19 protein-coding genes are annotated in these 21,363 nt (G+C 66.9%); 7 read left to right on the forward strand and 12 right to left on the reverse strand.

The window, feature by feature from the left end; genetic code table 11:
• Positions 1 to 50 precede the first annotated feature (50 nt).
• Positions 51 to 2,192 (forward strand): response regulator, encoded by a 2,142-nt coding sequence (locus ML540_RS03510; protein ID WP_243358562.1) that lies wholly within the window; start codon positions 51 to 53, stop codon positions 2,190 to 2,192.
• 79 nt (positions 2,193 to 2,271) lie between these two features.
• Here the strand turns inward: ML540_RS03510 and ML540_RS03515 are convergent, their stop codons facing one another.
• On the reverse strand, positions 2,272 to 3,534 hold the full coding sequence (locus ML540_RS03515) for an ADP-ribosylglycohydrolase family protein (RefSeq protein ID WP_243358563.1): 1,263 nt from the start codon (positions 3,532 to 3,534) through the stop codon (positions 2,272 to 2,274).
• Positions 3,535 to 3,704: 170 nt separating this feature from the next.
• Here ML540_RS03515 and ML540_RS03520 point away from each other — a divergent pair, with 170 nt between their 5' ends.
• A complete protein-coding gene (locus ML540_RS03520; protein WP_243358564.1) occupies positions 3,705 to 4,298 on the forward strand; it encodes a peptidylprolyl isomerase in 594 nt (197 codons plus the stop codon).
• A 56-nt stretch (positions 4,299 to 4,354) separates the two neighbouring features.
• Here ML540_RS03520 and ML540_RS03525 read toward each other — a convergent pair whose 3' ends face one another.
• Positions 4,355 to 5,362, reverse strand: a complete 1,008-nt coding sequence (locus ML540_RS03525; RefSeq protein WP_243358565.1) for a zinc-binding alcohol dehydrogenase family protein — start codon at positions 5,360 to 5,362, stop codon at positions 4,355 to 4,357.
• Positions 5,363 to 5,484: 122 nt separating this feature from the next.
• Between ML540_RS03525 and ML540_RS03530 the strand changes: the two genes are divergently transcribed.
• A complete protein-coding gene (locus tag ML540_RS03530; protein WP_243358566.1) occupies positions 5,485 to 5,883 on the forward strand; it encodes a winged helix-turn-helix transcriptional regulator in 399 nt (132 codons plus the stop codon).
• Positions 5,880 to 6,350, forward strand: coding sequence for a DUF3124 domain-containing protein (locus tag ML540_RS03535; RefSeq protein WP_243358567.1), 471 nt, complete (start codon positions 5,880 to 5,882; stop codon positions 6,348 to 6,350). Before ML540_RS03530 ends, ML540_RS03535 begins: the two co-directional genes overlap by 4 nt.
• 141 nt (positions 6,351 to 6,491) lie before the next feature.
• On the opposite strand, the gene ML540_RS03540 is transcribed toward ML540_RS03535, so the two are convergent.
• Positions 6,492 to 7,097 carry an efflux RND transporter periplasmic adaptor subunit gene (locus ML540_RS03540; protein ID WP_243358568.1) on the reverse strand — a complete coding sequence of 202 codons (606 nt, stop codon included), beginning with the start codon at positions 7,095 to 7,097 and terminating at the stop codon, positions 6,492 to 6,494.
• A 235-nt stretch (positions 7,098 to 7,332) separates the two neighbouring features.
• Here ML540_RS03540 and ML540_RS03545 point away from each other — a divergent pair, with 235 nt between their 5' ends.
• Positions 7,333 to 8,283, forward strand: a complete 951-nt coding sequence (locus ML540_RS03545) for a hypothetical protein (RefSeq protein WP_243358569.1) — start codon at positions 7,333 to 7,335, stop codon at positions 8,281 to 8,283.
• 13 nt (positions 8,284 to 8,296) lie between these two features.
• Here ML540_RS03545 and ML540_RS03550 read toward each other — a convergent pair whose 3' ends face one another.
• Positions 8,297 to 9,196: a LysR substrate-binding domain-containing protein gene (locus ML540_RS03550; RefSeq protein ID WP_243358570.1), complete on the reverse strand. Its 900-nt coding sequence runs from the start codon at positions 9,194 to 9,196 to the stop codon at positions 8,297 to 8,299.
• A gap of 107 nt (positions 9,197 to 9,303) precedes the next feature.
• Here ML540_RS03550 and ML540_RS03555 point away from each other — a divergent pair, with 107 nt between their 5' ends.
• Together ML540_RS03555 and ML540_RS03560 are read left to right on the forward strand one after the other, a co-directional pair.
• Complete coding sequence (locus tag ML540_RS03555; RefSeq protein WP_243358571.1) at positions 9,304 to 9,558, forward strand: DUF1127 domain-containing protein; 255 nt, start codon at positions 9,304 to 9,306, stop codon at positions 9,556 to 9,558.
• 35 nt (positions 9,559 to 9,593) lie between these two features.
• Positions 9,594 to 10,259: a DNA alkylation repair protein gene (locus tag ML540_RS03560; RefSeq protein WP_243358572.1), complete on the forward strand. Its 666-nt coding sequence runs from the start codon at positions 9,594 to 9,596 to the stop codon at positions 10,257 to 10,259.
• Between the two features lie 144 nt (positions 10,260 to 10,403).
• Here ML540_RS03560 and ML540_RS03565 read toward each other — a convergent pair whose 3' ends face one another.
• From ML540_RS03565 to ML540_RS03600, 8 genes are all read right to left on the reverse strand, one after another.
• Positions 10,404 to 12,446, reverse strand: coding sequence for a M1 family metallopeptidase (locus tag ML540_RS03565; protein ID WP_243358575.1), 2,043 nt, complete (start codon positions 12,444 to 12,446; stop codon positions 10,404 to 10,406).
• A gap of 145 nt (positions 12,447 to 12,591) precedes the next feature.
• Positions 12,592 to 13,734, reverse strand: a complete 1,143-nt coding sequence (locus ML540_RS03570; RefSeq protein ID WP_243358576.1) for a hypothetical protein — start codon at positions 13,732 to 13,734, stop codon at positions 12,592 to 12,594.
• 20 nt (positions 13,735 to 13,754) lie between these two features.
• Positions 13,755 to 15,257, reverse strand: a complete 1,503-nt coding sequence (locus ML540_RS03575) for a hypothetical protein (protein ID WP_243358577.1) — start codon at positions 15,255 to 15,257, stop codon at positions 13,755 to 13,757.
• A gap of 91 nt (positions 15,258 to 15,348) precedes the next feature.
• Positions 15,349 to 16,110 carry a hypothetical protein gene (locus ML540_RS03580; RefSeq protein WP_243358578.1) on the reverse strand — a complete coding sequence of 254 codons (762 nt, stop codon included), beginning with the start codon at positions 16,108 to 16,110 and terminating at the stop codon, positions 15,349 to 15,351.
• A gap of 6 nt (positions 16,111 to 16,116) precedes the next feature.
• Positions 16,117 to 18,168 carry a methyl-accepting chemotaxis protein gene (locus ML540_RS03585; RefSeq protein WP_243358579.1) on the reverse strand — a complete coding sequence of 684 codons (2,052 nt, stop codon included), beginning with the start codon at positions 18,166 to 18,168 and terminating at the stop codon, positions 16,117 to 16,119.
• Positions 18,169 to 18,483: 315 nt separating this feature from the next.
• Positions 18,484 to 19,314, reverse strand: coding sequence for an FAD/NAD(P)-binding protein (locus ML540_RS03590; protein ID WP_243358580.1), 831 nt, complete (start codon positions 19,312 to 19,314; stop codon positions 18,484 to 18,486).
• 13 nt (positions 19,315 to 19,327) lie between these two features.
• Entirely contained in the window at positions 19,328 to 20,392 is a 1,065-nt protein-coding gene (locus tag ML540_RS03595; RefSeq protein WP_243358581.1) for a 4Fe-4S dicluster domain-containing protein, read from the reverse strand.
• Positions 20,389 to 21,357 (reverse strand): 4Fe-4S dicluster domain-containing protein, encoded by a 969-nt coding sequence (locus ML540_RS03600; protein WP_243358582.1) that lies wholly within the window; start codon positions 21,355 to 21,357, stop codon positions 20,389 to 20,391. The genes ML540_RS03595 and ML540_RS03600 overlap by 4 nt, the downstream gene beginning before the upstream one ends.
• Positions 21,358 to 21,363: the final 6 nt, after the last annotated feature.

The following is a 21,363-nucleotide window of genomic DNA, read 5'->3' on the forward strand; positions in this document are numbered from 1 at the left end:
TTCGTCCGTGCTCGGTTTCGTCCAGGGCGCACGGTTTCACCGGGAGGAGTATGGGAACGACCCTGCGCCAGCAATCGGCTGCCCGAATCCAACTGCCTGCTGCGAGCGTCTTAGGAACGTCGGAGATCCGCGCGCGGCGCCTGGCCGCGATATGCGGCCTGGCCACGGCTGGGGTGGGGGGGCTGGGCCTCGCGGCCGGGCTTACGGGCTGGCTCTTCCTGAGCAGCCTCGTGCCGGGATACGTGCCCATGGCTTTGAGCACGTCCCTGCTTCTCGTGCTCATGGGGGCGGGCCTGGCCTGCCGCTCCCTTCCCCGACCGGACGGGCGCTGGCGCGCCGCCTTGCTGTGGCTGGCCGCCGGTTCGGCCATGGCGGTCGGACTGCTGGTCATCCTGGGGTATTTCCTACGCGTGTCCGCCAACCCCCTCGATTTCTTGGCGCATCACATCCAGGCGCTGCTGGCCATCCCCTTCACGCCCATGTCTCCGGCCACGGCGAGCTTCTTTCTCCTTGGCGGGACCGGACTTTTCCTGCTGGGACCGGACGGCGCGCCCGCATCCGTCGATGACGGGCGCGGCCACGGTGCGGGCCTGTTCGGGGCCGCCTGCATCCTGGCCGGTCTCACCTGCCTGCTTGGCTACCTGTACGGCTCTCCGCTGTTCTACGGCAGCCGCGCGGTGCCGGTGGCGGCCTCCACGGCCTTGGGTTTTCTGATCCTGGGCCACGGCATCGTCTTCGCCGCCGGGGAGCGTCGCTTCCCCCTGAGACTTTTGAGCGGCGGGACGGTACAGGCCAGGCTCATGCGCACGTTCCCCCCGGTGCTGGGGGCGTGCATCCTGCTCTACCCCATGCTGAGCGTCTTCATCCTGCGCTCCGTGGACATCAACACCGCGCTCCTGCACAGCATCTGGACCGTGGTGTTCCTGTCTTTGTCCATCGCCGTGGTGGTCCACGCCGGGCGCACCATCGGCGGCTCCGTGGACCGGGCCGAGGAACTGCAGCGCCTGGCCGAGGCCAGACTGCAGCGGGCCGTGGCCGCCGCCGAGGCCGCGAGCGTGGTCAAGAGCGAGTTTCTGGCCAACATGAGCCACGAGATACGCACGCCCCTGAACGGCCTGCTGGGCATGCTCCAGATACTGGAAACCACCCACCTGGACGACGAGCAGCGCGAATGCGTGGACATGGCCATCCGCTCAGGCAACAGGCTGACCCGGCTGCTCGGGGACATCCTGGACCTTTCGCGCATCGAGGCCGGGCGGATGAATCTGTACGAGCGGACCTTCACCCTGGAGGACATCCTGTCTTCCATCGCAGAGACCTTCCAGCCGCTCTCCCACGAGGCCCGTCTGCCCCTGAACATCAGCGTGGACCCAGACACCCCCCGCGTTCTGGTGGGCGACGACGTGCGCATCCGCCAGGTGCTGTTCAACTTCGTGGGCAACGCCATGAAGTTCACCACCCACGGCGAGGTCCGGGTGGAGGTGCACCCCCTGACGCCCCCGAAACCGGGCATGGCGCGGCTCCTCTTCGTGGTGGCTGATACGGGCATGGGCATTCCCGACGACAAGATCTCCCTGGTCTGCGATCCCTTCACTCAGTTGGAGAACGACTACACCCGCACCCGCCAGGGAGCCGGGCTGGGCCTTTCCATCGCCAAGCACCTGGTAGACCTCATGCGCGGTTCGCTGACCATCGACAGCGTGGAAGGCCACGGCACCACTGTCTACTGCTCGCTGCCCCTCGGGTTGCCCCGGGAGGGAGCCGCCCTCGCCGGGGAGCAGGCCTACAGGGCCGCATACGAAGCGTGGGAGTCCGGCCTGCGGCTGTTGCTGGTCGAGGACGAGGCGGTGAACCGCATGAGCATGCAGCGGTTGCTCGAGAAAAGGGGGCACGAGGTCGCAACCGCCCGCGATGGGCAGGAGGCCCTGGAAGCGGTCGCTGCCGGGGATTTCGACCTCGTTCTCATGGACATACAGATGCCGGTCATGAACGGCCTCGAGGCCACCCGAAAGATCCGGACGGACCGTTCCATCGGGAACAAGGCCCGGATTCCCATCGTGGCCATGACGGCCTACGCCATGGCCGGGGACAGGGAGCGGTTCCTGGCCGCCGGCATGGACGACTACGTCTCCAAGCCGGTGCGCATTTCGGAGCTGGCCGAAGTCATCAGGCGGGTGCTGGCCGGAAGGTGACATGGCTGACGTTCCAGGCCGGGGCGATTCCAGCGAGACTCCCCGGAGAGCATCCGGAGCGTGCCCGGGCAGCCGCCCCTCAGCAGACCTTCCCGCTTGCGGCCAGTTCCACGAACGCTCCGATCTCCTGCTCAAGGGCCTCGCGCTCCGTGAGACCCTCGAGCAGCCATCCGGGCAGTTCACCGCAAGATGCCCCGAGCAAAAGCCCCAGGATCATCCCCCGGTGCACGTTGTCGCCCCCGGCGTTGGCGTTGGCCAGAAGGACCGCGTCCAGGGCCGCCCCGTGACTGAAGGCCAGATGGAGCATCAGGGGCAGGCCGTGCTCCGGATAGCAGGCCGTGGCCAGCACCGCCGCAGCGGATTCTGTCTCCGGGTGCTCGCGGGTAAAGCGCTCCAGGTCGAACGCCTCCTCGCGCAGCTCGTTGTGCATCCGCCACATCTCGTCCGGGTTGATGTTGTCGGGCCCGCCGTGGGCGCGGTAGGCCGCGAAAAGTTCCGCCCCGGTGATCCTCGGCATGCGGACGGACCGGGCGTGGCGCGCCAGGGCTTCCGGCGCGTCCGAGCCGTCCAGAAGCTCGTGGGCCAGCGGCGTGAGCACGCCGAGCGCCGAGGCCACGGTCTCGGAGCGGTGGGTCAGGACCATGTGCCCCACGGCCACCCCGAGCCCCTGGTACGCGGATCCGGCCGCCATGCCCAAAAGCAGGGGGCGGACCACCCCGCCGTGGCCGCTTATGGACCACAGCGCGCGCTGCTGCCAGGCGCAGGAGTGCGGCGCCAGCCCGCGGCTGTAGTTCTCGAACCAGCGCCGCAGGTAGATCTCCGTGTACGGGTCGGGGTTGGCTCCCGGGGTGGTCATGTAGGTGATGAAGTCCTCCAGGAAGGCCCGCTGGTCATACCTGCCGCAGCGCGCCACCGAGCGCATGAGCACCCGCGCAAGTCCGGCCCCCAGGGTGTTCCGCCCGGCGCTCAGACCGTGGTGGTAGTGGTAGCGCTCCGCCAGGCGCGGGGTGAGGTGGCCGTGCGCGGTCTCTCGCTCGGGCGTGTCGATGCCCAGGGTGGTGTAGGTGGTCCTGTAGAAGCGGGCGTTGCCGTGGAGGATGTCGAACGGCCTGCCGAGACGGCGGGCGGTGTCCACGTCCGGCTCGTAGGTCATGCCGGTCATGAAGCTTTCGGGATGGGGATGGCGCGGGGCCTCGTAGCCCCGCACCCCGCCGTCGAAGTCCCGGCGGATGTTGCCGATGTTGTAGTACCAGTGCGCGGGCATGGCCAGGGCGTCACCGGCGAACAGGCCCCACAGGGCGTTTCGCAGGCGCCTGGCGCGTATGGCTTTCGTGCTGGTCATGGCTGCCTCCCGGACGGGTTTTACGATGAAACGTCCATAGGGGGACGCGGGGCGCAAGGTCAAGCCCGGGCCGGAGCCGCCGTGCGCTGGCCTTGGCGGGCGAAGCGTTGTACCAATCCGCAGGCGCGCCCGCCCGGCGTGCGCCGCGACACCATTTCGAGGAGAGACCCATGAACCGCATTTTCACCGTCCTGATCGCTGCCTTTCTGGGCCTGGCCTGCGTCCTGCCCCTGTGCGGACCGGCCGAGGCCCAGGCGGCCAACCCCCAGGTGAAGCTCACCACCAGCAAGGGCGTCATCGTGCTGGAACTCGACCCCGCCAAGGCCCCGGCCACGGTGGACAACTTTCTCAAGTACGTGAAGGACGGCTACTACGACGGCCTGGTCTTCCACCGGGTCATAAGCGGCTTCATGATCCAGGGAGGCGGCATGGACAAAAATCTGGCTCCCAAGCCCGGGCGCGCGCCCATCAAGAACGAGGCGGACAACGGCCTGAAGAACGATGCCTACACCATCGCCATGGCCCGCACCTCGGACCCGGACTCGGCCACCTCGCAGTTCTTCATCAACGTGGTGAACAACGCCAACCTGAACCATACCGGCAAGACCATGTCCGGCTGGGGCTACGCGGTGTTCGGCAAGGTGGTGGAGGGCAAGGAGGTGGTGGACGCCATCAAGGCCGTGCCCACCGGCCGCAAGGGCGGCATGGCGGACGTGCCCCTGGAGCCCGTGGAAATAATCAAGGCCGAGATCGTGACGAAGTAGGGCGGGTTAAGATGGGAGGCCGCCGCGCGCGATTGCGCGCGGCGGCTTTTTCGCTCCTAGAGCACGATCACCTGCTTGCCGATCATGGTGGCGCTCTCCTGGCGGATGTGCGCGTCGCGCACGTTCTCCGGGGTGAGCCCGGCGAGTGTCTCCCGCAGGGTGCTGCGTATGATGCCCGCGTCCACCAGTCCGGCCACCCGGGAGAGCATCTGCCCCTGGCGGTCCATGTCCGGCGTGGCGTAGAGCGAGCGGGCGAACATGAACTCCCAGTGGATGCTGGCGCACTTGCGTTTGAAGGCCGTGATGTCCAGCGGCCCCGACGGGTCGTCGATGAGCGCCACCTTCCCCTGCGGCGCGACGATCTCCGCCATCTCCGTCCAGTGCTTCTCCATGTGCGTGGTGCAGAAGACGGCGTCCACGAACTGAAGGCCCGCATCCCGCACGGCCTTGGACAGGGGCTGGCGGTGGTCCACGATGCGGCGCGCGCCGAGGCTCTTGCACCACTCCACGGTGTCCGGGCGCGAGGCCGTGGCCACAGTGTCGATGCCCGCCCAGGCGGCCAGCTGTACGGCCATGGAGCCCACCCCGCCCGCGCCGCCCACGATCAACAGGGTGCGCCCGGCGTTGCCCCCGGCCTCGGGGACGAACCCCAGCCTGTCGAACAGCGCCTCGTAGGCCGTCACCGTGGTCAGGGGCATGGCAGCCGCTTCGGCCGCCGGGAGTTTCTTCGGGGCCGCGCCCGCGAGGCGCTCGTCCACCAGATGGTATTGGGCGTAGGTGCCGGGCCGGGTCAGCGCTCCCGCGTAATAAACGCGGTCGCCTGGCCGGAAGAAACCGGCCTCGGGGCCAGCGGCCTCCACGATGCCGCAGGCATCCCAGCCGAGCACGATGTCCTGCCCGGCCGGGGTGCGCTTGCGCACTTTGGCATCCACGGGGTTCACGGAAATTGCCTGGACTTTCACCAGGATGTCCCTGCCGGACGGAGCCGGGACGTCCGCCTCCACGACCCGGAACGCGCCGGGGTCTCGGGCGTCGCTGCCGCCTTTCGCCGCGATGGTGATCATGTCTGTCTTCCTCCGGGGGGCATGGGCGTTGCCCACGATTTGAGCAGATGATAGTCGGTTCCAAACAAACGGCAAGAACGCAGAATTATCTGACGCAGTACCATGTATCGTACCGTAGAGCCATGAAGACCAGGCACCAGTTCACCGGCTGCCACGAGGGCTGCCCCGTGGAGGCCACGCTTTCCGTGATCGGGGGGAAATGGAAGGGGGTGATCCTCTATCACCTCATGAACTGCCAGCCGGTGCGCTTTGCCGGGCTGCAGCGCGCCGTGCCGCGCATCACCCGGACCATGCTGACCACGCAGCTTAGGGAACTCGAACGCCAGGGGCTTGTGTCGCGAGTGGTCTTCCCGGAAGTGCCGCCGCGCGTGGAATACGGGCTGACGCCGCTCGGGGAGACGCTGCGTCCCCTCATCGAGGATCTTCGCCAGTGGGGAGCCACCCACCTGCTTGACGATTCGGGGCGGCTCAGGCAGCCCCCGGCCGTCCCGTCCGAACCGAACCATCCGGAGGAATCATGACCCGCACGCTGTGTAAGACGGCCATCCTCGCCGCGCTGACCCTGTCGCTCTTCGCCGGGCCGCTTGTCGCCGCCGAGCTCTCCAAGGGCAAGACCCTCTACGTGCCCTGCTATTCCCACATCTACCACGGCATCAAGACCCGTCCCTTGGACCTGACCATCATCCTGTCCGTGCGCAACACCGACACCAAGCGCGCCGTGACCGTCACCTCCGTGGACTACTTCGACACCTCGGGCAAGCTGGTGAGGCGCTATCTGGACAAGCCGCTACGCCTGACCCCGCTCATGACGGTGGAGTACGTGGTGGGCGAGACCGATACGACGGGCGGCTCGGGAGCCAACTTCGTGGTCCGCTGGGACTCTTCCGAACCGGCCAGCCCGCTCCTGGTGGAGGCGGTCATGATCGGCACCAGCGGCCAGCAGGGGATATCCTTCACCAGCCGGGGCGTTCCGGTGGCCGGGGAGTAGGCCGGACCGGCAACTCGGCCTCCCTGCGAACAAAAGTGGAAGCGGCCGCGCCGGGTGAATCCCGGCGCGGCCGCCTTGCTGTGGTCGATCGTTCTCGAACCGGGACCATGGCCTGCAGGCCGCGCGTCCCGCGTGCCCGCGTCAGCTGCGGGTGTAGCGTATCTCCTGCCCGTCTGTGGCCAGGGTGGTGCCGCTGGTGATGACCAGTTCTCCAGGCCTGACGCCCGAGAGGATCGTGACCATGTCCCCGGCCACCTGGGCCACGGTGACGGTACGCGCCTGGGCGTATGCCCGGCCGTCCTTCTCCGCGACCACGTGCACCGTGAACTGGAAGCTGCCGGTGCACCGCGCCAGGGCGTGCAGGGGAACGGCGGACAGAGTCACTGGACTGCTCGTCGGCGTCGGACGCCCGTTCATGCCCAGGGTGTCCCGGAGGGTATATCCGTTGCGGGCGATGTCCAACCCGAGTTCAAGAGGGAGGTTGGTGGCGCTGCTCCAGGTGTTTTTCCCGTCGCCCGCCGCCTCCAGCCCGGCCAGGGCCGCCTGTTCGCCAGAGGTTGCCGCCACCTGGGCCACGGGCTGCGCGCTGACCTGCAACAGGCCCTTGACCGAGGGGCGCTCCTGGGCGCAGGCGGCCAGGAGCAGCGCCATGCAGGCCCGGAGCACGAGCCCGAAAGCGGCCTGCGAGGCGCGTCCCACGCTTTGCCCGCTAAAGCCCGGGGCCATCAGTCGCTTCCATGCGTTCATTGTAGGGTTCTCCCGGCTGAAGGTGTCGTGTAGCGTGGGCGCATGCGCGCAAACCCGCCACGCCCCACGTCGATTCCTGATCCGCGCGGTGCGGATCACAAGGAAGACACCCCGGACCCCCCGAATGGTTACGAGGATTTCGACGAATCTCCGCCGGACATAAGCGAAGACTGCGGCTGCGAGGACGACGGGAGCTCCTTGCCCGACGGATTCTGAGTCGCTATATGGCCGCCCTATGACCATGCACACCATCTGGCATTCCATGGCTTGGCCGCTCCTGAAGATACTGGGATCGCTTTCGCTCAGCCTGCTTGTGGCGAACCTCATCGAGGCCCTCAACTGGACCAGGCTGCTCTCGCGCTTCTCCCGGCCGCTCATCCGGGCCGGACACATGCAGGACGTGGTCGGCGCAAGCTTTTCCATGGCCTTCTTTTCCGGCCTGGCGGCAAACACCATGCTTTCCGAGGCCCACCAGCAGGGCAGGCTCACCGACCGGGAACTGGTCCTGGCCAACCTGTTCAACTCCCTGCCCACCTATTTCCTGCACCTGCCCACCATGATCTTCGTCACGGTGCCCTTTCTGGGCACGGCGGCGGCCATCTACGTGGGCATGACCCTGGGCGCGGCCATGCTGCGCTCCCTCGGCATCGTGTTGGCCGGGCGCGTGATCCTGCCGCCGATTCCCGAGGGCTGCGTGGAATGCCAGCTGCCCGAAAAGGGCCCCACCTGGCGCGAGGCCCTGCACAAGAGCTGGCGGCGCTTCAAGAAGCGCATCGCCAAGATCTGCCTGATCACCGCGCCCATCTACGCGGCTATGGTGGCGCTAAATTCCTGGGGATTTTTCACGGCCGCCGAGAAGTTCATCGCGGATCACCTGAGCTTCATGGACTGGCTTTCGCCCAAGGCGGCGTCCATCGTGATGTTCGGCATGGTCGCCGAGTTCACGGCCGGGCTGGCTGCCGCCGGGGCGCTTCTGCACGGAGGGGAACTGCCGGTGAAGGAGGTCGTGCTGGCGCTCATGCTCGGGAACCTGCTTTCAACACCCATGCGGGCTTTCCGCCATCAGTTCCCGTACTACGCGGGCATCTTCCGGCCCGCCCTGGCGGCCAAGCTCATCGTATACAACCAGGTATTGCGGGCGGCCAGCCTGCTCGTGGTGGCCTTGGGCTACTACTTTCTGGGATAGCGAACCAGGCTGTCTACCCGGCCGAGGCCTGAGGCTTGGGCATCCTGAGCCGCCTGCCCGCCATGCCCTCGTTCAGGCCGGCCTCCACGGCCGCCGCCAGCCGTTTCACCGGGCCGGGGGCGTCCGGCCGGTGCGTAAGCATGATGAAGGAGACCGGCAGGGGCGGCACTCCGTGCTCCTCCCCCAGGATGAGCATCTCCGACGGCACGGAGCTGAGCCCCAGCGGGGCCACGGCCAGACCGGCCACGGCCGCCGCCAGCACCCCGCTCACGCTGGGGCTGGTGTAGCATATCCTAAACGGCTTCCCCGCCTTTTCCAGCGCCGCCAGCGCCCATTGCCGGTACAGGCAGTTCTTGTCGAACACGGCCACGGGCAAGGGGTTCATCTCGTGGGCCAGATGGTTGCGCGAGGCGACCCAGACCAGCGGATCGCGCCCGATGATCCTCGATCCCGGCGTGGCCGCCGCCCCGGAATCAACCGACAGATCCAGTTCGCCGCTCTCCAGCAGCCGGATGAGCGCCCGGCTGCTGTACTCGCAACGCACGTCCACCTGCACGCGGGGATGGTCCGCCGCGAACGCCTCCAGGATGGGCGGCAGATAGTACGGCGCGAAATCGTCCAGGATGCCCATGCGCACCTGGCCGGTCATGTCCGGCTCGGACAGCGTGGAGACGGCCTCGTCGTGGGTCTTCACCAGCCTGCGGGCGTAGGGCTGGAGCGCCTCGCCCGCAGGAGTCAGGCGGAGCTCGCGGCCGGACCGGTCGAAGAGCAGGCGCCCGACCTGTTCTTCAAGGCGCCTGATCTGCTGGCTCACGGCGGACTGGGTCCGGCCCACGTCCTGTCCCGCCAGGGTGAAGCTTCCCAGGTCCACCACGCGTACGAAGGTCCGCAGGAAATCCACGGGCAGGTTCATGCCGTCCTCGCATTAGCTAAACTTATTCAGTGTATTAATACAATTCGTTTGTCTAATGCGCTTCTCTGGCGTCTATTCGCGTGCAAGTCAACACCAGGGAGGTCCGTATGAACGGCGTTTCAACCCGGCCATGGCGCGGCATCACGCAGTGGTTGCAAGCAAGACTCAAGCGGGGAGAACTCGAGGAGACGCTTACCTCCATGAGCGATCGCCAGCTCCAGGACATCGGCATCAAGCGCGAGGACATCCGGATCATCCTCGACGGTGGCCTGCCCGACAGAAAGGCTTCCTTGGAGCACGCCACCTGCCCCAGGGGCTTCAGCGCCTGCCCCCGTTGTGGTAGGAACGACAAGGCAGCATAGTGCAGCGTCGCTCACGCAGTCTGCCGGAGGTTCCAATGGATCGGCATTCGGCGGCCGCGGCCATACTCGACAGGCTCAGGACGCTCGGCAGCGAGCACAATCGCCAGGGCATGGCCCGGTTCGGTATCAACGTGGAGCGCGCCTGCGGCGTGAGCATGGCCGTTCTGCGGCCCCTGGCCCGGGAGCACAGGCGCGACCACGCCCTGGCAATCGCGCTTTGGGACACCCAAGCGCACGAGGCGCGGATTCTGGCCTGCATGGTGGAGGACCCGAGGCAGGCCGGCCCCGAGCAACTCGGGCGCTGGGTGGAAGATCTGGATTCGTGGGACGTGACCGACCAGTTCTGCAACAAGCTGGTGGTGAAGACTCCTTACGCCTGGGAGCTGGCCGTGGCCTGGGCGGCGAGGGAGGCGGAGTTCGTGCGCCGGGCCGGTTTCTCGCTCATGGCGCAGCTGGCCGTGCACGACAAGGCGGCTCCGGACGCGGCTTTCCTGCCCTTTCTCGAATTCGTGGTGGCTTACGCCACGGACGGGCGCAATTTCGTGAAGAAGGCCGTGAACTGGGCCTTGCGGCAGATAGGCAAGAGGAACGCCGTGCTGCGGGGCCGGGCCGTGGCGACGGCCCGACGGCTGCTCGAGCTCGATTCAAAGACTGCGCGGTGGGTTGCGCGGGATGCGTTGCGCGAGCTTGAGGGGACCTGAACGTTTAAGCGATTTTTTCGGACTCGCGCGTCCCGGCCACTTGGCGCAGGCGATCCCTGCCAATACGTTCTCACGAGTCCCGCGAAGCGATAAGGGTTTCCAAAGGGACTGGTCCCTTTGGCCGCCGGAGGCGCCCTCAATCTCTTATCTTTCCTGAAATTCCCAAATCATGGGCGATTCCGGCGGCTCCGGCGTGTCCTTGACCACGTTTCGCCCCTTGTCGAACCCGAGCACGCCGTACGATCCGTAGTGCGTCACTTTGGCCGCAGCCGTGGCCACATCCTGAATACCCGCTCCATCCTTGGCCTGGAACACGGCGGTGAAGCCGCCGGTACGGGGCAGGACGGCGAACACCGTGTCCGCGCCGGGGGCCTTGGGGCGCGCGTCCGCAAAGCCCGGCACCCGGGCGCTGGGCGCTCCAACCACCAGCAGTCCTCCCTTCGCGATCGTTTCAAGTTTGGCGGGCGTGAGGGCGCCTTCCTCCACCACGCGGGCCTTTTCCTGCCCGAGCCCGGCCAGCAGGCGCGGCAGGGCTTGGCGCAGGGCCTCGGGGGCGGAGGCGGCCATGACGACGGTGAGGTTCCCGCTCCCCTTCACGGTGTTCACAGACGGAGGCACCTCGGAGGGGGCGAGCATCCGGAAGCAGTCCGCGCCGGGGTCCAGGACGAGGCGCGAGGGTTTGCCGGGAACGTCCAGCGCGAGTTCCTTGGACGCCCCATCCATGATGAAGGGCGTCCGAACCGGTCCGGCGTCAGTTTCCACGGTGGCATTGAGATTGAGCAGGTAGGGATCGCCTTCCTGCGTGACGGTGGCGCGCAGGGTGTAGCCGCCAGTCCCGCCAGTCCCGTTGGGCGCGGCCTGGGCGCATGCGATCTTCAGACGCGGCCCGCCGGTGCGGGTAAGCCACTGGGAGAAGAAGGCGCGGGAGGTTGGCTCGTCGAAGCCGGGCATTCCCGCGAAGACTTTTCGGATGTCCTCCCAGGAGGCGGGCTTGAAAAGAGAGTCGGCGTAGAGGCGGCGCAGCCCCTGGAAGAACGCCTCGTCGCCCACGAAGGCGCGCAGCATGTGGAACACAAAAAGCGTCTTGCCGTAGCCCACGGCCTGGCTGGCCGGTGAGTAGCGCGATCCGAAGCGGTCGAGGGGCATGTCGCCGCCTTCGCGGACAAGGTCGGCGAAGGCGCGCAGGGTCTTGAGGCGGTAGGTCCGGGCCGCCTGTGGCGATTGCTCGGCCTGGGCGGTGTAGTCGGCCACGTAGGTGGTGAGGCCCTCGCACCAGTTGCCCCGGTCGTAATCCACCAGAACGCCGTTGCCCCACCAGGAATGGGCGATCTCGTGGCGCAGGCTGGTCTCGGGGATGAAGGGCAGGGCGAGCACCTGGGAGCCGAGCAGGGTGTACGACGGGAATCCGTAGCCCGTGGGCAGGGGATTCTCCGCCACGGCGAACTTCTCGAAGGCGTACGGGCCATGCAGGTCGCTGTAGAAGCGCAGGTGTCTGGCGGACGCCTCCAGATAGACCGGGGCCAAGCGGGCGGAGCCTTCCAGCAGGAAGGTCTGCACGGGAACAGGGCCCACGCGCGATTCCTGGAAGTCGTACCGGGCCAGGCAGAGCCCGAGCCTGCCCTCGGGGCGGGGGATGTCCCAGGCGCTCACGGTGCGCCCCGGTTCTTCGGCGAACCCGGAAAGCGAGCCTTGAGTGACGGCCTTGATGCCTGACGGAGCAGACACGCGCACGGCGTAGGCGTTTTCACCACCCTCCAGGACGGGATGCCAGAGGCTTGCGGGCATGAGCATGGCCCAATCCGGTCCGCAGGCGGCGTCGGAGGCGTCGGCTCCGGGGTTGTCGGTGGTGGCGGGCAGGGATGCGGGCGGAGCGTCCAGGGGGAGCGTGTAGTGGAGCCTGAGTTCGCGCGCGCCGGGAGGCGGCGACAGGGTCACGGATGTGCCCGAACGGGCGAACCGGACGGGTTTGGCGTCGGCCGTGATGGCAAGCCCCGTGGCTCGTGACGACAGTTCGATGGTCAGGCGAGGTGGCGTGCCGAGGACGAGCGCGACGATGTCGGTGACGGCCAGACGCTTGGCCGGGAGATCGAACGAGGCGTCGAGGGAGTGCCTAGCGGCTTCGGCGAGGGCCGCACAGGGGGCGAACGCGAGAAGGACGGCCAGGATCACGGGGATTGGGGTTCGCATGGGGACTCTGTACTCCGGATCGGCCCCGCGAGGAAGCGGTGGGGAGCGCCTGGAAGGGAGGGTGCCCGCGCCCCGGCATGAGCCGGAGCGCGAGCACTTCAGAGGATGGGCTCGGCAATATTTCGGCCGAGTTCACGTTTGAATTCTATTTGCCGAAGAGAGAACCGAGGGAACTGAACGAATTCATCATCCCGGGCATGCTTCCGCCGATGGACCTGAAAATCGAACCGGTGTCGCCGCGCTCCGAAGCGTCGACGATGCCGCCCGCCATCTTGCTGCCTATGGAAAGGACGCCGCCGATGGCCTGTGTCCATGGGGTGGGAATCATGCTCAGGGCTCCACCAACCGTTCCGCCAATCGAGGAGATGAGCCCGCCCGTGCCGGACGACTTGTTGTCCGCGGCGGTGGCCTGCTGCTTGAGGAGCTTCTTTTCGTAGTGCTCGGTTTCCGGGTCCACGTGGCTCCAGATGCCGTAGGTGCGGTTCCAGGCGGCGTCGTTCTGCTGCGTGTCCCACTGCAGGCGCTGCATGTCCCAGTCCTGGCGGTTCTGGGCCAGCATGTTGTCGTAGTTCACCTGGCGCATGGCCTGGGAGTCGTTCCAGTCGCGCTGGGCGGTGCTGGCCTGCCAGTTCCAGGCGTTGTCGGCCGCGTTGTCCTGGTAGAGCATGTTGTTCATCTGCTCGTTCTCGGCCAGGCGATTAGCCCAGGCGTTGTAGTCCATCTGGTTGGCGGCGCTGTTCTCCTGCATGCGGGCCTGCCATTCGGCCATGGCCTGCTGCTGGGCGTACTGCTGGTCCTGGGCCTGGAAGTTGTACCGCTGGGTGGCGGCGTTGGCCGCGTTGTTGCTGAGGGCGTCCATGTAGGAGCGGTTCACCTGGGTGTCCATCTGCCGGGTGTACTGGCTGGAGCCGTACATGCCCCGGGAGGAATAGGCGTCGGCCAGGTCGCGCTTGGCGCTGTCGTAGGCGCGCTGCGCGGCCTGCTCGCCGGGGTTGCGCACGGAGAGCTCGTAGCGGTCGTAGTCTCCGCCATCGAAGCCTTTGTACTGCGGCGCGGAGGGGCCGTAGGTCTTGTAGCTGGGATCGGAGCCGCCGGAATCGTACTTCTGGTAGTTGAAGTTCTGGTAGCTGGGGGCGGTCCACTGGGTGTTCACCGGGGCCTGGGCCTTGTTGCCCCACCACTGGTTGTCGTCCAGGAACTTGGCTGGTTTGTACGGGTCCACGCCGTTGGCGGCAGCGATATTGTGGGATGCGATCAGCCCGAAAGTGGAAGGTCCTTGATAGCTCATGTGGATTCTCCTCGAAGTGTTTATCCGGCGACCATGGCCGTCTCGGCCAGGCACTGCCTGAGCCGAACGCGGCCGCTGGTGGTTGTGATCTGAAAGGACAGGGCCGCGTCCCGGAAACGGGTGCGGGAGACGTTGCGTGTTTCGGCTGAAGTTCCCAGGGGCTGGGAGGCGTCCGCCAGGGGGGCGGTGGCGTCCGAGAGCTTCCCGAGCCCCGGATTGGCCGTCCAGGACAGTAGCGTCACCGGGCTCACCTGGTCGGAACCCAGGGCCTGGAGCCTGCCCTGGCCCGGCGTGAGAGCTTCGAAGTTCAGGCGGCTTGAGCGCAGGACCATCTCGCCCTGGGAAGTGAACACCCGGGTCCTGGCCAGACCCTTGATGTCCGCGAAGCTCCCGGGGGAGAGCTCGTCGCGCGATTCGCCTAGTCCCAGCCGGTAGAGCCGACCGTTCTGTCCGGCCAGGAATACGCGCTCGCCCGCCTGGCAGGCGCTGGCCAGAAACAGCCCCTGGAAGTCGAACCGGGTCCACGCCTGGTTGTGGGGGTGGTAGACCAGCACCTGGGAGTCGCCCTCGATGAAGGCCAGCATCACCCCGAGCTTGGGCATCAGGCGCATTTCGGCCACGTTCTTGCCGTTCAAGGCCGGGTTGACCGGATAGCCCGCTCCGCCCACCTGGATGTCGCCGTACTGCTGCACGCCCGCCAGGTTCATGATGCCGCCGGTCCCGGCGAAGAGGAGGTCGTTGCCCACGAACTCCACGGCGTGCCCGCTGTGGGCGGTAAGGTTCTTGGACAGCTGGCTGAGCGACCAGCCGGAGCTCGCCCCGGCGGTCTGCAGGCGCATGATGCGCTTGCCCGAATCGCCCGACTTGAACACGATCAGGTCCTGCCCGATGACCCCGAAGCCGGTGACGCGCAGCCCGTCGCCGTATCCGGCGCGCAAAAACACCGCCCCGCCCTGGTCGATGTCCCAATCGGTCTCGTCGTAGGGGCCGGACAAGGCCACGCCGTCCATGTCCTGGGCGGAGTTGGCCGCGAGGCGTCCGCCGATCTCCACCACGGCCGTGGCCGAAGGCGACCCGGCCAGGGTGGACAGGGCCTCGCCGTCGAAGGAGCGCAGGTGCGGGCCGCCGTCGGCTATGATGAGCTTGCCGTGGAAGGTGGCCAGGCTCGGGACCATGTCCGCCTGGTCCAGTTCGGCGAACTGTTTCCAGGTCGGGGATTGGCCGGATTCGTCCAGCCGGTGGAGCTTGCCGTCTGCGGTGGCGGCCACCAGCATGCCGGTGAGGGCGTCCTTCTCGAACCAGTGCAGCTTGACGATGCCCGCCCCGCCGCGGGGCGGACCGGCCGCGTGGACCAACCCCGGCCGCGTGGTCAGGATGGTGCGCCCGTCGGGGTAGAACATGTTGGACGCGTCGGCCAGCTGGTTTTCGGCCAGGGCGTCCGGATTGTCGGCAAGGTTGAGCCCGCCGTCGAAGGCGATGACCGCCGGGGAGATGTTTTGCTGTTTCACGGAGACTTTTGCCACGTACCCTCCTTGCCAGGGTCGGGGGCATTATCTCCAGGCGTTGGCGGAAGTATACCCACATAGCGCTATGTGGGAAAAAGGCGGAAAAAAGTCAGCTGGGGCGCGAGAGGACGAACGCGCCCGCCCGGTGGGACACGTCCCGGTCCGGGTAGGCCTCGGGGCGGGGGGCGATGTTCCAGGTCCAGGCGCGTAGCGGCTCGGGCAGGTCGATTCCTTCCAGCAGGGAGCCTTCGCGGACGCCGTCGTTCCAGGAAGTGTCGGTGAGCAGGCAGACGACTCCGGGCAAGCCGCGCAGCCACTCCAGATGCGCGGACTGGAGCCGGGCGGCGAACCCGGCCAGGTCCTCGGGCGTGTGCTTTCCGGCGGCCTTGAGGCGCTTCACAGGCAGAAGGGCCAGTTGGGAGAGGATGTTGGCCGAGACGGTCAGGTCGGGAGCAAGGTTCCGGTAGAGGTCCGGCGTGGCGGGGACGGGCATGCGACCGGCGGCCACGTCGGAGAGGGCGCCGGTCACGTCCACGCTGTCCAGCTGGACGCCCGCGAGCTTGCGTACGCGAAGCCGGGCAGTCCATGGGTGGACCAGGTCCGCCAGGACCACCCGCCCGAACATGGCGGAGAGCTCCTCCACGGGAATGTCCAGGATCGCCCCGGAGCCGAGGACCACGGCGGTGCCGCGAACCGGGCAGGTCCGGGCCGCCTCAAGCACGGCGGCCCGGCAGTTTTCCAGATGCTCGCGCCAGGCGGCCCGGCATCGCCGCGCCCTGGCTGAAATGGCTATGGATTCCTTCAGGTACCCGAGGGAGCGTCCCCACGGCGGGCATGGGGTCGCCAGGTATTCGAGTATCTCCGCCAGCATGTCACCTTACGCTTCCAGCTGGTTGCCGCGCAGTTGCCCGATCACCTGCTCCAACGACTCGCTCTGGGATTCCAGCTCGCGCAGGGTCTCCTCCGAGCGGGTCATGCCTTGGGAGATGCGTCCGGCCAACTCGCGGATCTCGTCCACGGAGCGGGTGATCTCCTCGCTGGCTGCGGATTGCTGCTCGCTGGCCGTGGCGATGGCCCGCACCTGGTCCGAGGCGGTCTCCACCAGGGAGACGATCTCGTTCAGGGCCCCGCCGGAGTTCCTGGCCAGGGAGCTGGCCTGGGTGGCGGCTCCGGCCATGCGCTCCACCTTCTGGACGTTGTCCTGGGTTCCGCCCTGGATGGAGGCGATGGTGGCCCCGACCTCCTTGGTGGCGGTCTGGGTCTTCTCGGCGAGCTTGCGCACCTCGTCGGCCACAACGGCGAAGCCGCGCCCGTGCTCGCCCGCGCGGGCGGCCTCGATGGCGGCGTTCAGGGCCAGCAGGTTGGTCTGGTCGGCAATGTCGGAGATGGTGGTGAGCACCTGGTCCACTGCCTTGGTCTGGGTGGCCAGGGCGTCCATGGCGTTCTTGAGTTCCCCGGCCAGGGAGTCCACGCCCGAGATGGCGGTGACGGCCTGCTCCACCAGGCTTCGGCCCCCGTTGGCTTTTTCGCTGGCCAGCCCGGTCTGGGAAGCCGCATCCTGGGCGCTTCTGGCCACCTCCAGGATCGTGGCGTTCATCTCTTCCATGGCCGTGGCGGTCTCGGAGGTGCGGTCCTGCTGGGTCTGGGCGTCCTGCACGGCCTCGTCCATCTGCCTCGTCAGGATTTCCGAGGAATCGTTCACGCCCTTGACCACGCCCTCCAGCAGGGATGCCGCCTCCAGGAGACCCTCCAGGCGGGAGCGTTCGGCCTTGCACCCGGCCTCCTCGGCCTGGCGCAGGGCCTCCTGGGCCTTTTCGGCCTCGGCCTGGGCCAGGCTTTCCTTTTCCGCGATGCTGGCCAGGTTGGCCTTGAGAGTGGAGACCATCTCGCCCAGGGCAAGGGACATCCCGTTGAGCTCCACGCAGACCGTCTCCGTCTGGATTTCCTTCTTCAGATCTCCCCCGGCCACGGCCTTGGCAAAGTTCAGGCAGCGGGTCAGGGGGCTGGTGACCACCTTCACGGACAGAAGCCAGATGGCGACGGTGAGCACCACTGTCACCAGGGCGGCCAGCAGGGCCTGACGGTTGATGGAGCCGCGCACCTGCTCGAACATGTCCTCCATGGGGGCCAGCACGCAGTAGGTCCATCCGGTGAAGGGGTCCTTGCCCACGGCGGCCAGGCGTCCGTCGGCGGAGGTCAGCAGGGCGTCGCCCTTGGTGGCCAGGGCCTGCTGCACGAGATCGTTCTTGGAGGAATCGGCCTTGAGCAGTTGGGCCGGATCGGGATGGGCGATGGCCGTTCCGTCCGGCTCGAAGATGAGCGCGTGCCCGGTGGAGCCGATCTTGGTGGAGGACACCGCGCCCGTGAGCGCCTTGAGGTCCACGGCCGCCGTGAGCACGCCCGTGATCTGGCCTTCGGCCGACTTGACCGGCACGGCCACCACCAGCACCTCCTTGTTGGAGATGCGGCTGACGATGGCCTTGGAAATGAAGGACGTTTTTCCTCCGGAGGTGACGGCCTTGAAATAGTCGCGGTCGGCCATGTTGGCCTTGGCCAGGGAGCCGGGGAGGCTCGAGCCCACCAGGTCCCCCTTGGCGTCGTAGAGGCTCACGTAGTCGATGCCCAGCTCCTTCATGCCCGTCACGGTCGCGCTCATGCGCTTCTGGAAGGACTCCTGGTCGCCGGTGCCCGCGGCCGACGCCTTGACCACGGCGATATCCGTCCAGGTGGTGAGGGCCTGGGTCTTTAAGCGCATGGAGTCGGAGACGTCCTTGACGATGGCCTGGGCGATGGTGGGCAGGTCGGAGCGCATCATGGCCAGGGCGGAGTCGCGGGTGGCGTTGGCTCCCAACCAGACAAGCCCGGCCAGCCCGGCGGTGACGACAAGCAACACAGGGGCGAGGAAAGCGGCCTTCAACGTCAGCCTCATGGCAAGACCTCCACGTATGAGATGCACGGGGCCGCCTGATGGCGGCGTTCAAACCATACCCGAGCGGAACGTCCTGGCAGGCGATACGGGCTTGCGCCCGGCTTTCAACGCGAACCGCACACCCATTTGGGAGAATGAATGTTCAGCGATTCATGTATTTAGTGTTGCATAAAAAAAGCGTCTCGTCATCCCGGCTGCGGTGGCGATCCCGAAGCAAACGCCCGCCGTCCGGTGCCGTTCGGAAGGCTCCGGAACAGGCGGGCGTGTGTCGCTCGATGCGCATGATTCCAGGGGCGTGGCGCCGCAGCGGCGGCCCTACAGCTCGTTGGGGAGCTCCTTGAGCTGGGCGTAGGTGAACACGGGGCCGTCCACGCACACGTATTTCGTGCCGATGTTGCAGCGTCCGCAGATGCCCACCCCGCACTTCATGCGCTTCTCCAGGGTGGTGATGATCTGGTCGTCCTTGAAGCCGAGCTTCAGAAGGGCCTGAAGGGTGAACTTGATCATGATGGGCGGGCCGCAGGTGACGGCCACGGTGTTCTTGGGCGAGGGGTTCATCTCAAGGAGCACGTTGGGGATGAGCCCCACCTTGTGCTGCCAGCCCGGCGATTCCCGGTCGATGGTCAGCACGGTGGTCATGTCCTTGCGGGTGGTCCAGTCGTCCAGGTCGTAGCGGAAGGCCATGTCCTCGGGGCTGCGCGCGCCGTAGAGCAGGGTGATGTTCTTGTAGTCCTTGCGCTTGTCCAGCATGTACAGAAGCAGCGTGCGTAGCGGGGCCATGCCGATGCCGCCGCCCACGAACACCACGTTCTTGCCCTTCATGGCCTCGACGGGAAACGCGTTGCCAAGCGGCGCGCGAACGCCCACCTGGTCGCCTGCGTTCAGCGAGTGCAGCCTGGAGGTCACTTCCCCGGCCATCATCACCGAGAACTGGAGATAGTCCATGCGCGTGGGCGGGGAGTTGATGACGAAGGTGGATTCGCCCACCCCGAACACGGAGAGCTGGCCCACCTGGCCGGGCTGAAAGCTGAACGCCTTCATGCGCTCGGGGTTGTTCAGCTTCACGCGGAAGGTCTTGATGGTGGGAGTTTCCTGGATGGTCTCCACCACGGTGGCGATCTCGGGGAGATAGGGATTTGAAGTCATGGAGTATGGCTCCCTACTGCTTTTCAGGCTTGCTTACGGGACGTTCCACGGACAGGCGCACGATCTCGCGGATGTCCACGCTGGCGGGGCAGAACTTGATGCACCGGCCGCAGCCGCAGCAAGCGATGGCCCCGCCGTGGATGTCCGGGTAGTAGCTGAACTTGTGGCCGACGCGGTTTTTCAGCCTGTGGGCCTTGGTGGGCCTGGGGTTGTGGCCGCTGGCCTCCAGGGTGAACTGGAAGGACATGCAGTTGTCCCAGGTGCGGATGCGCTCGCCGCGCATGCCCTTGCGTTCGTCGGTGACGTTGAAGCAGTAGCAGGTGGGGCACAGGTAGGTGCAGGCCCCACAACTGATGCACTTGGCGGAAACCTGTTCCCAGAAGCCCATGTCATCGAACTTCTCGATGAGCTTTGCCGGGGCCTCGGCCGGGCTCCATGCCTCGCCCAGGGCGGCCAGGGCCGCGGCGTGAGCGGCGCGGGCCTCCTTGACCTTCTTGGAGCCGTCGGAGAGGAGCTTGCTCGAAAGCAACTCCTTGCCCCGCTTAGACACGTCCTCCACCAGGAAGCCGCCCTCGAGGGGGGTCAGGAGCACGTCGGAGCCTTCCGGGTCCGAGGGCGAGCTGCCCACCCAGTGGCAGAAGCAGGCGTTCTCCGGATCGTCGCAGGCCATGGTCACGAAGAGGGTGCTTTCGCGCCGGGCCTTGTAGTAGGGGTCCTGGACCTTCTTGCCGTCGTACACCCGGTCGAACACGGTGAAGCCGCGCGCGTCGCAGGGGCGCGCGCCGAAAACCACCGTGGGCTCGGGCTCGATGGTTTCTTGGACCTCCACGGCCACCTGGCCCAGGTCCTCGGGGTTCTTGACGTAGGTGAAGGCCATGAGCCGCTCGGAGGCCGGGAAGATGCTGGCCTTGGGCGGCACGTTGGCCTGGCGGCCGAACACGGGCTCGGTGTCCTTGGCATAGGGGCGGAACACCACGGCGTTCTGCTCCGTGACAGGCACGAGAACCCGGCGCGATTCGGCCAGTTCGGCGATCCACTCGTTCAGTTTGTCCGCGGGAAGAAACTTGGCGGCCATCACCAGCCCCTCTCGTTGATGTTGTCTTCCTCGACCTTGAAGGCCAGAAGCGGCGGCTTGACCTCGGGCTCGGTTCCGGCGCGGTAGTCGAACAATTCCTGGATCTCCTTGCCCAGCTTGCGCTTGAGCAGGAGCAGGGGGATGTCCACGGGGCAGGCCCGCTCACACTCGCCGCACTCGGTGCAGCGCCCGGCCAGGTGCATGGCGTGGATCATCTGGAAGAAGAACTTCTCCTCCAGGCCGTCGCCCTGGCTCACCCAGTTGGGGTCGCGGCTCTGGGCGATGCAGTGGTCGCGGCACACGCACATGGGACAGGCGTTGCGGCAGGCGTAGCAACGCACGCAGCGCTCCATCTGCCCGCGCCAGAACTCCATGCGCTCTTCCAGGGTCTGGTTCTCGAAGGCGGCCAGGTCCTCGTAGGCGTCCTGGGCCTGTCCCTCCACCGGGGTTCCGGCGAATTCGTCGTGGATGACGGCGTTGTGGTAGCGGCAGCGTCCGCATTTGTCCGCCAGCACGTCATTCAGGGCCAGGGCGACCTCCTTGCCGGAAACGGCCAGGATGAGCTTGCCGCCCTCGACGGTGGCGGATTTCACGCGGCCCATGTCCAGGTTCTGTTCCTGCAGGGCGCGCTTGACCTTGCCCAGGTCGGCCACGCCCTCGCAGGGCAGGCCGAAGACCACGATGTTGTCGCGGTTGATGAGCTTTTCCTGCAGAAGTTCCACCACCGAGCGGCTGTCGCAGCCCTTGACCACCACGCCGATCTTTTTCCCGCTGCCGTAGCGGGTGAGATAGGTGGAGAGGTTGTGCACGCACAGGGGGTCGAAGACCAGCTTCTCGATGTCCGCCGCGTTTTCGATGAATACGGGCGTGCGGTGCAGGCAGTCGTATCCGTGGCCCCAGCCGATGACCATGTCGAGCTCGGGGAGCCGCCTGGCTATCTGGGCCTTGAGTTCTTCAAGTACTGGCATGATGTC

Origin of the sequence: Fundidesulfovibrio terrae, assembly GCF_022808915.1 — a bacterium.
In the GTDB taxonomy this organism is placed as follows: domain Bacteria; phylum Desulfobacterota; class Desulfovibrionia; order Desulfovibrionales; family Desulfovibrionaceae; genus Fundidesulfovibrio; species Fundidesulfovibrio terrae.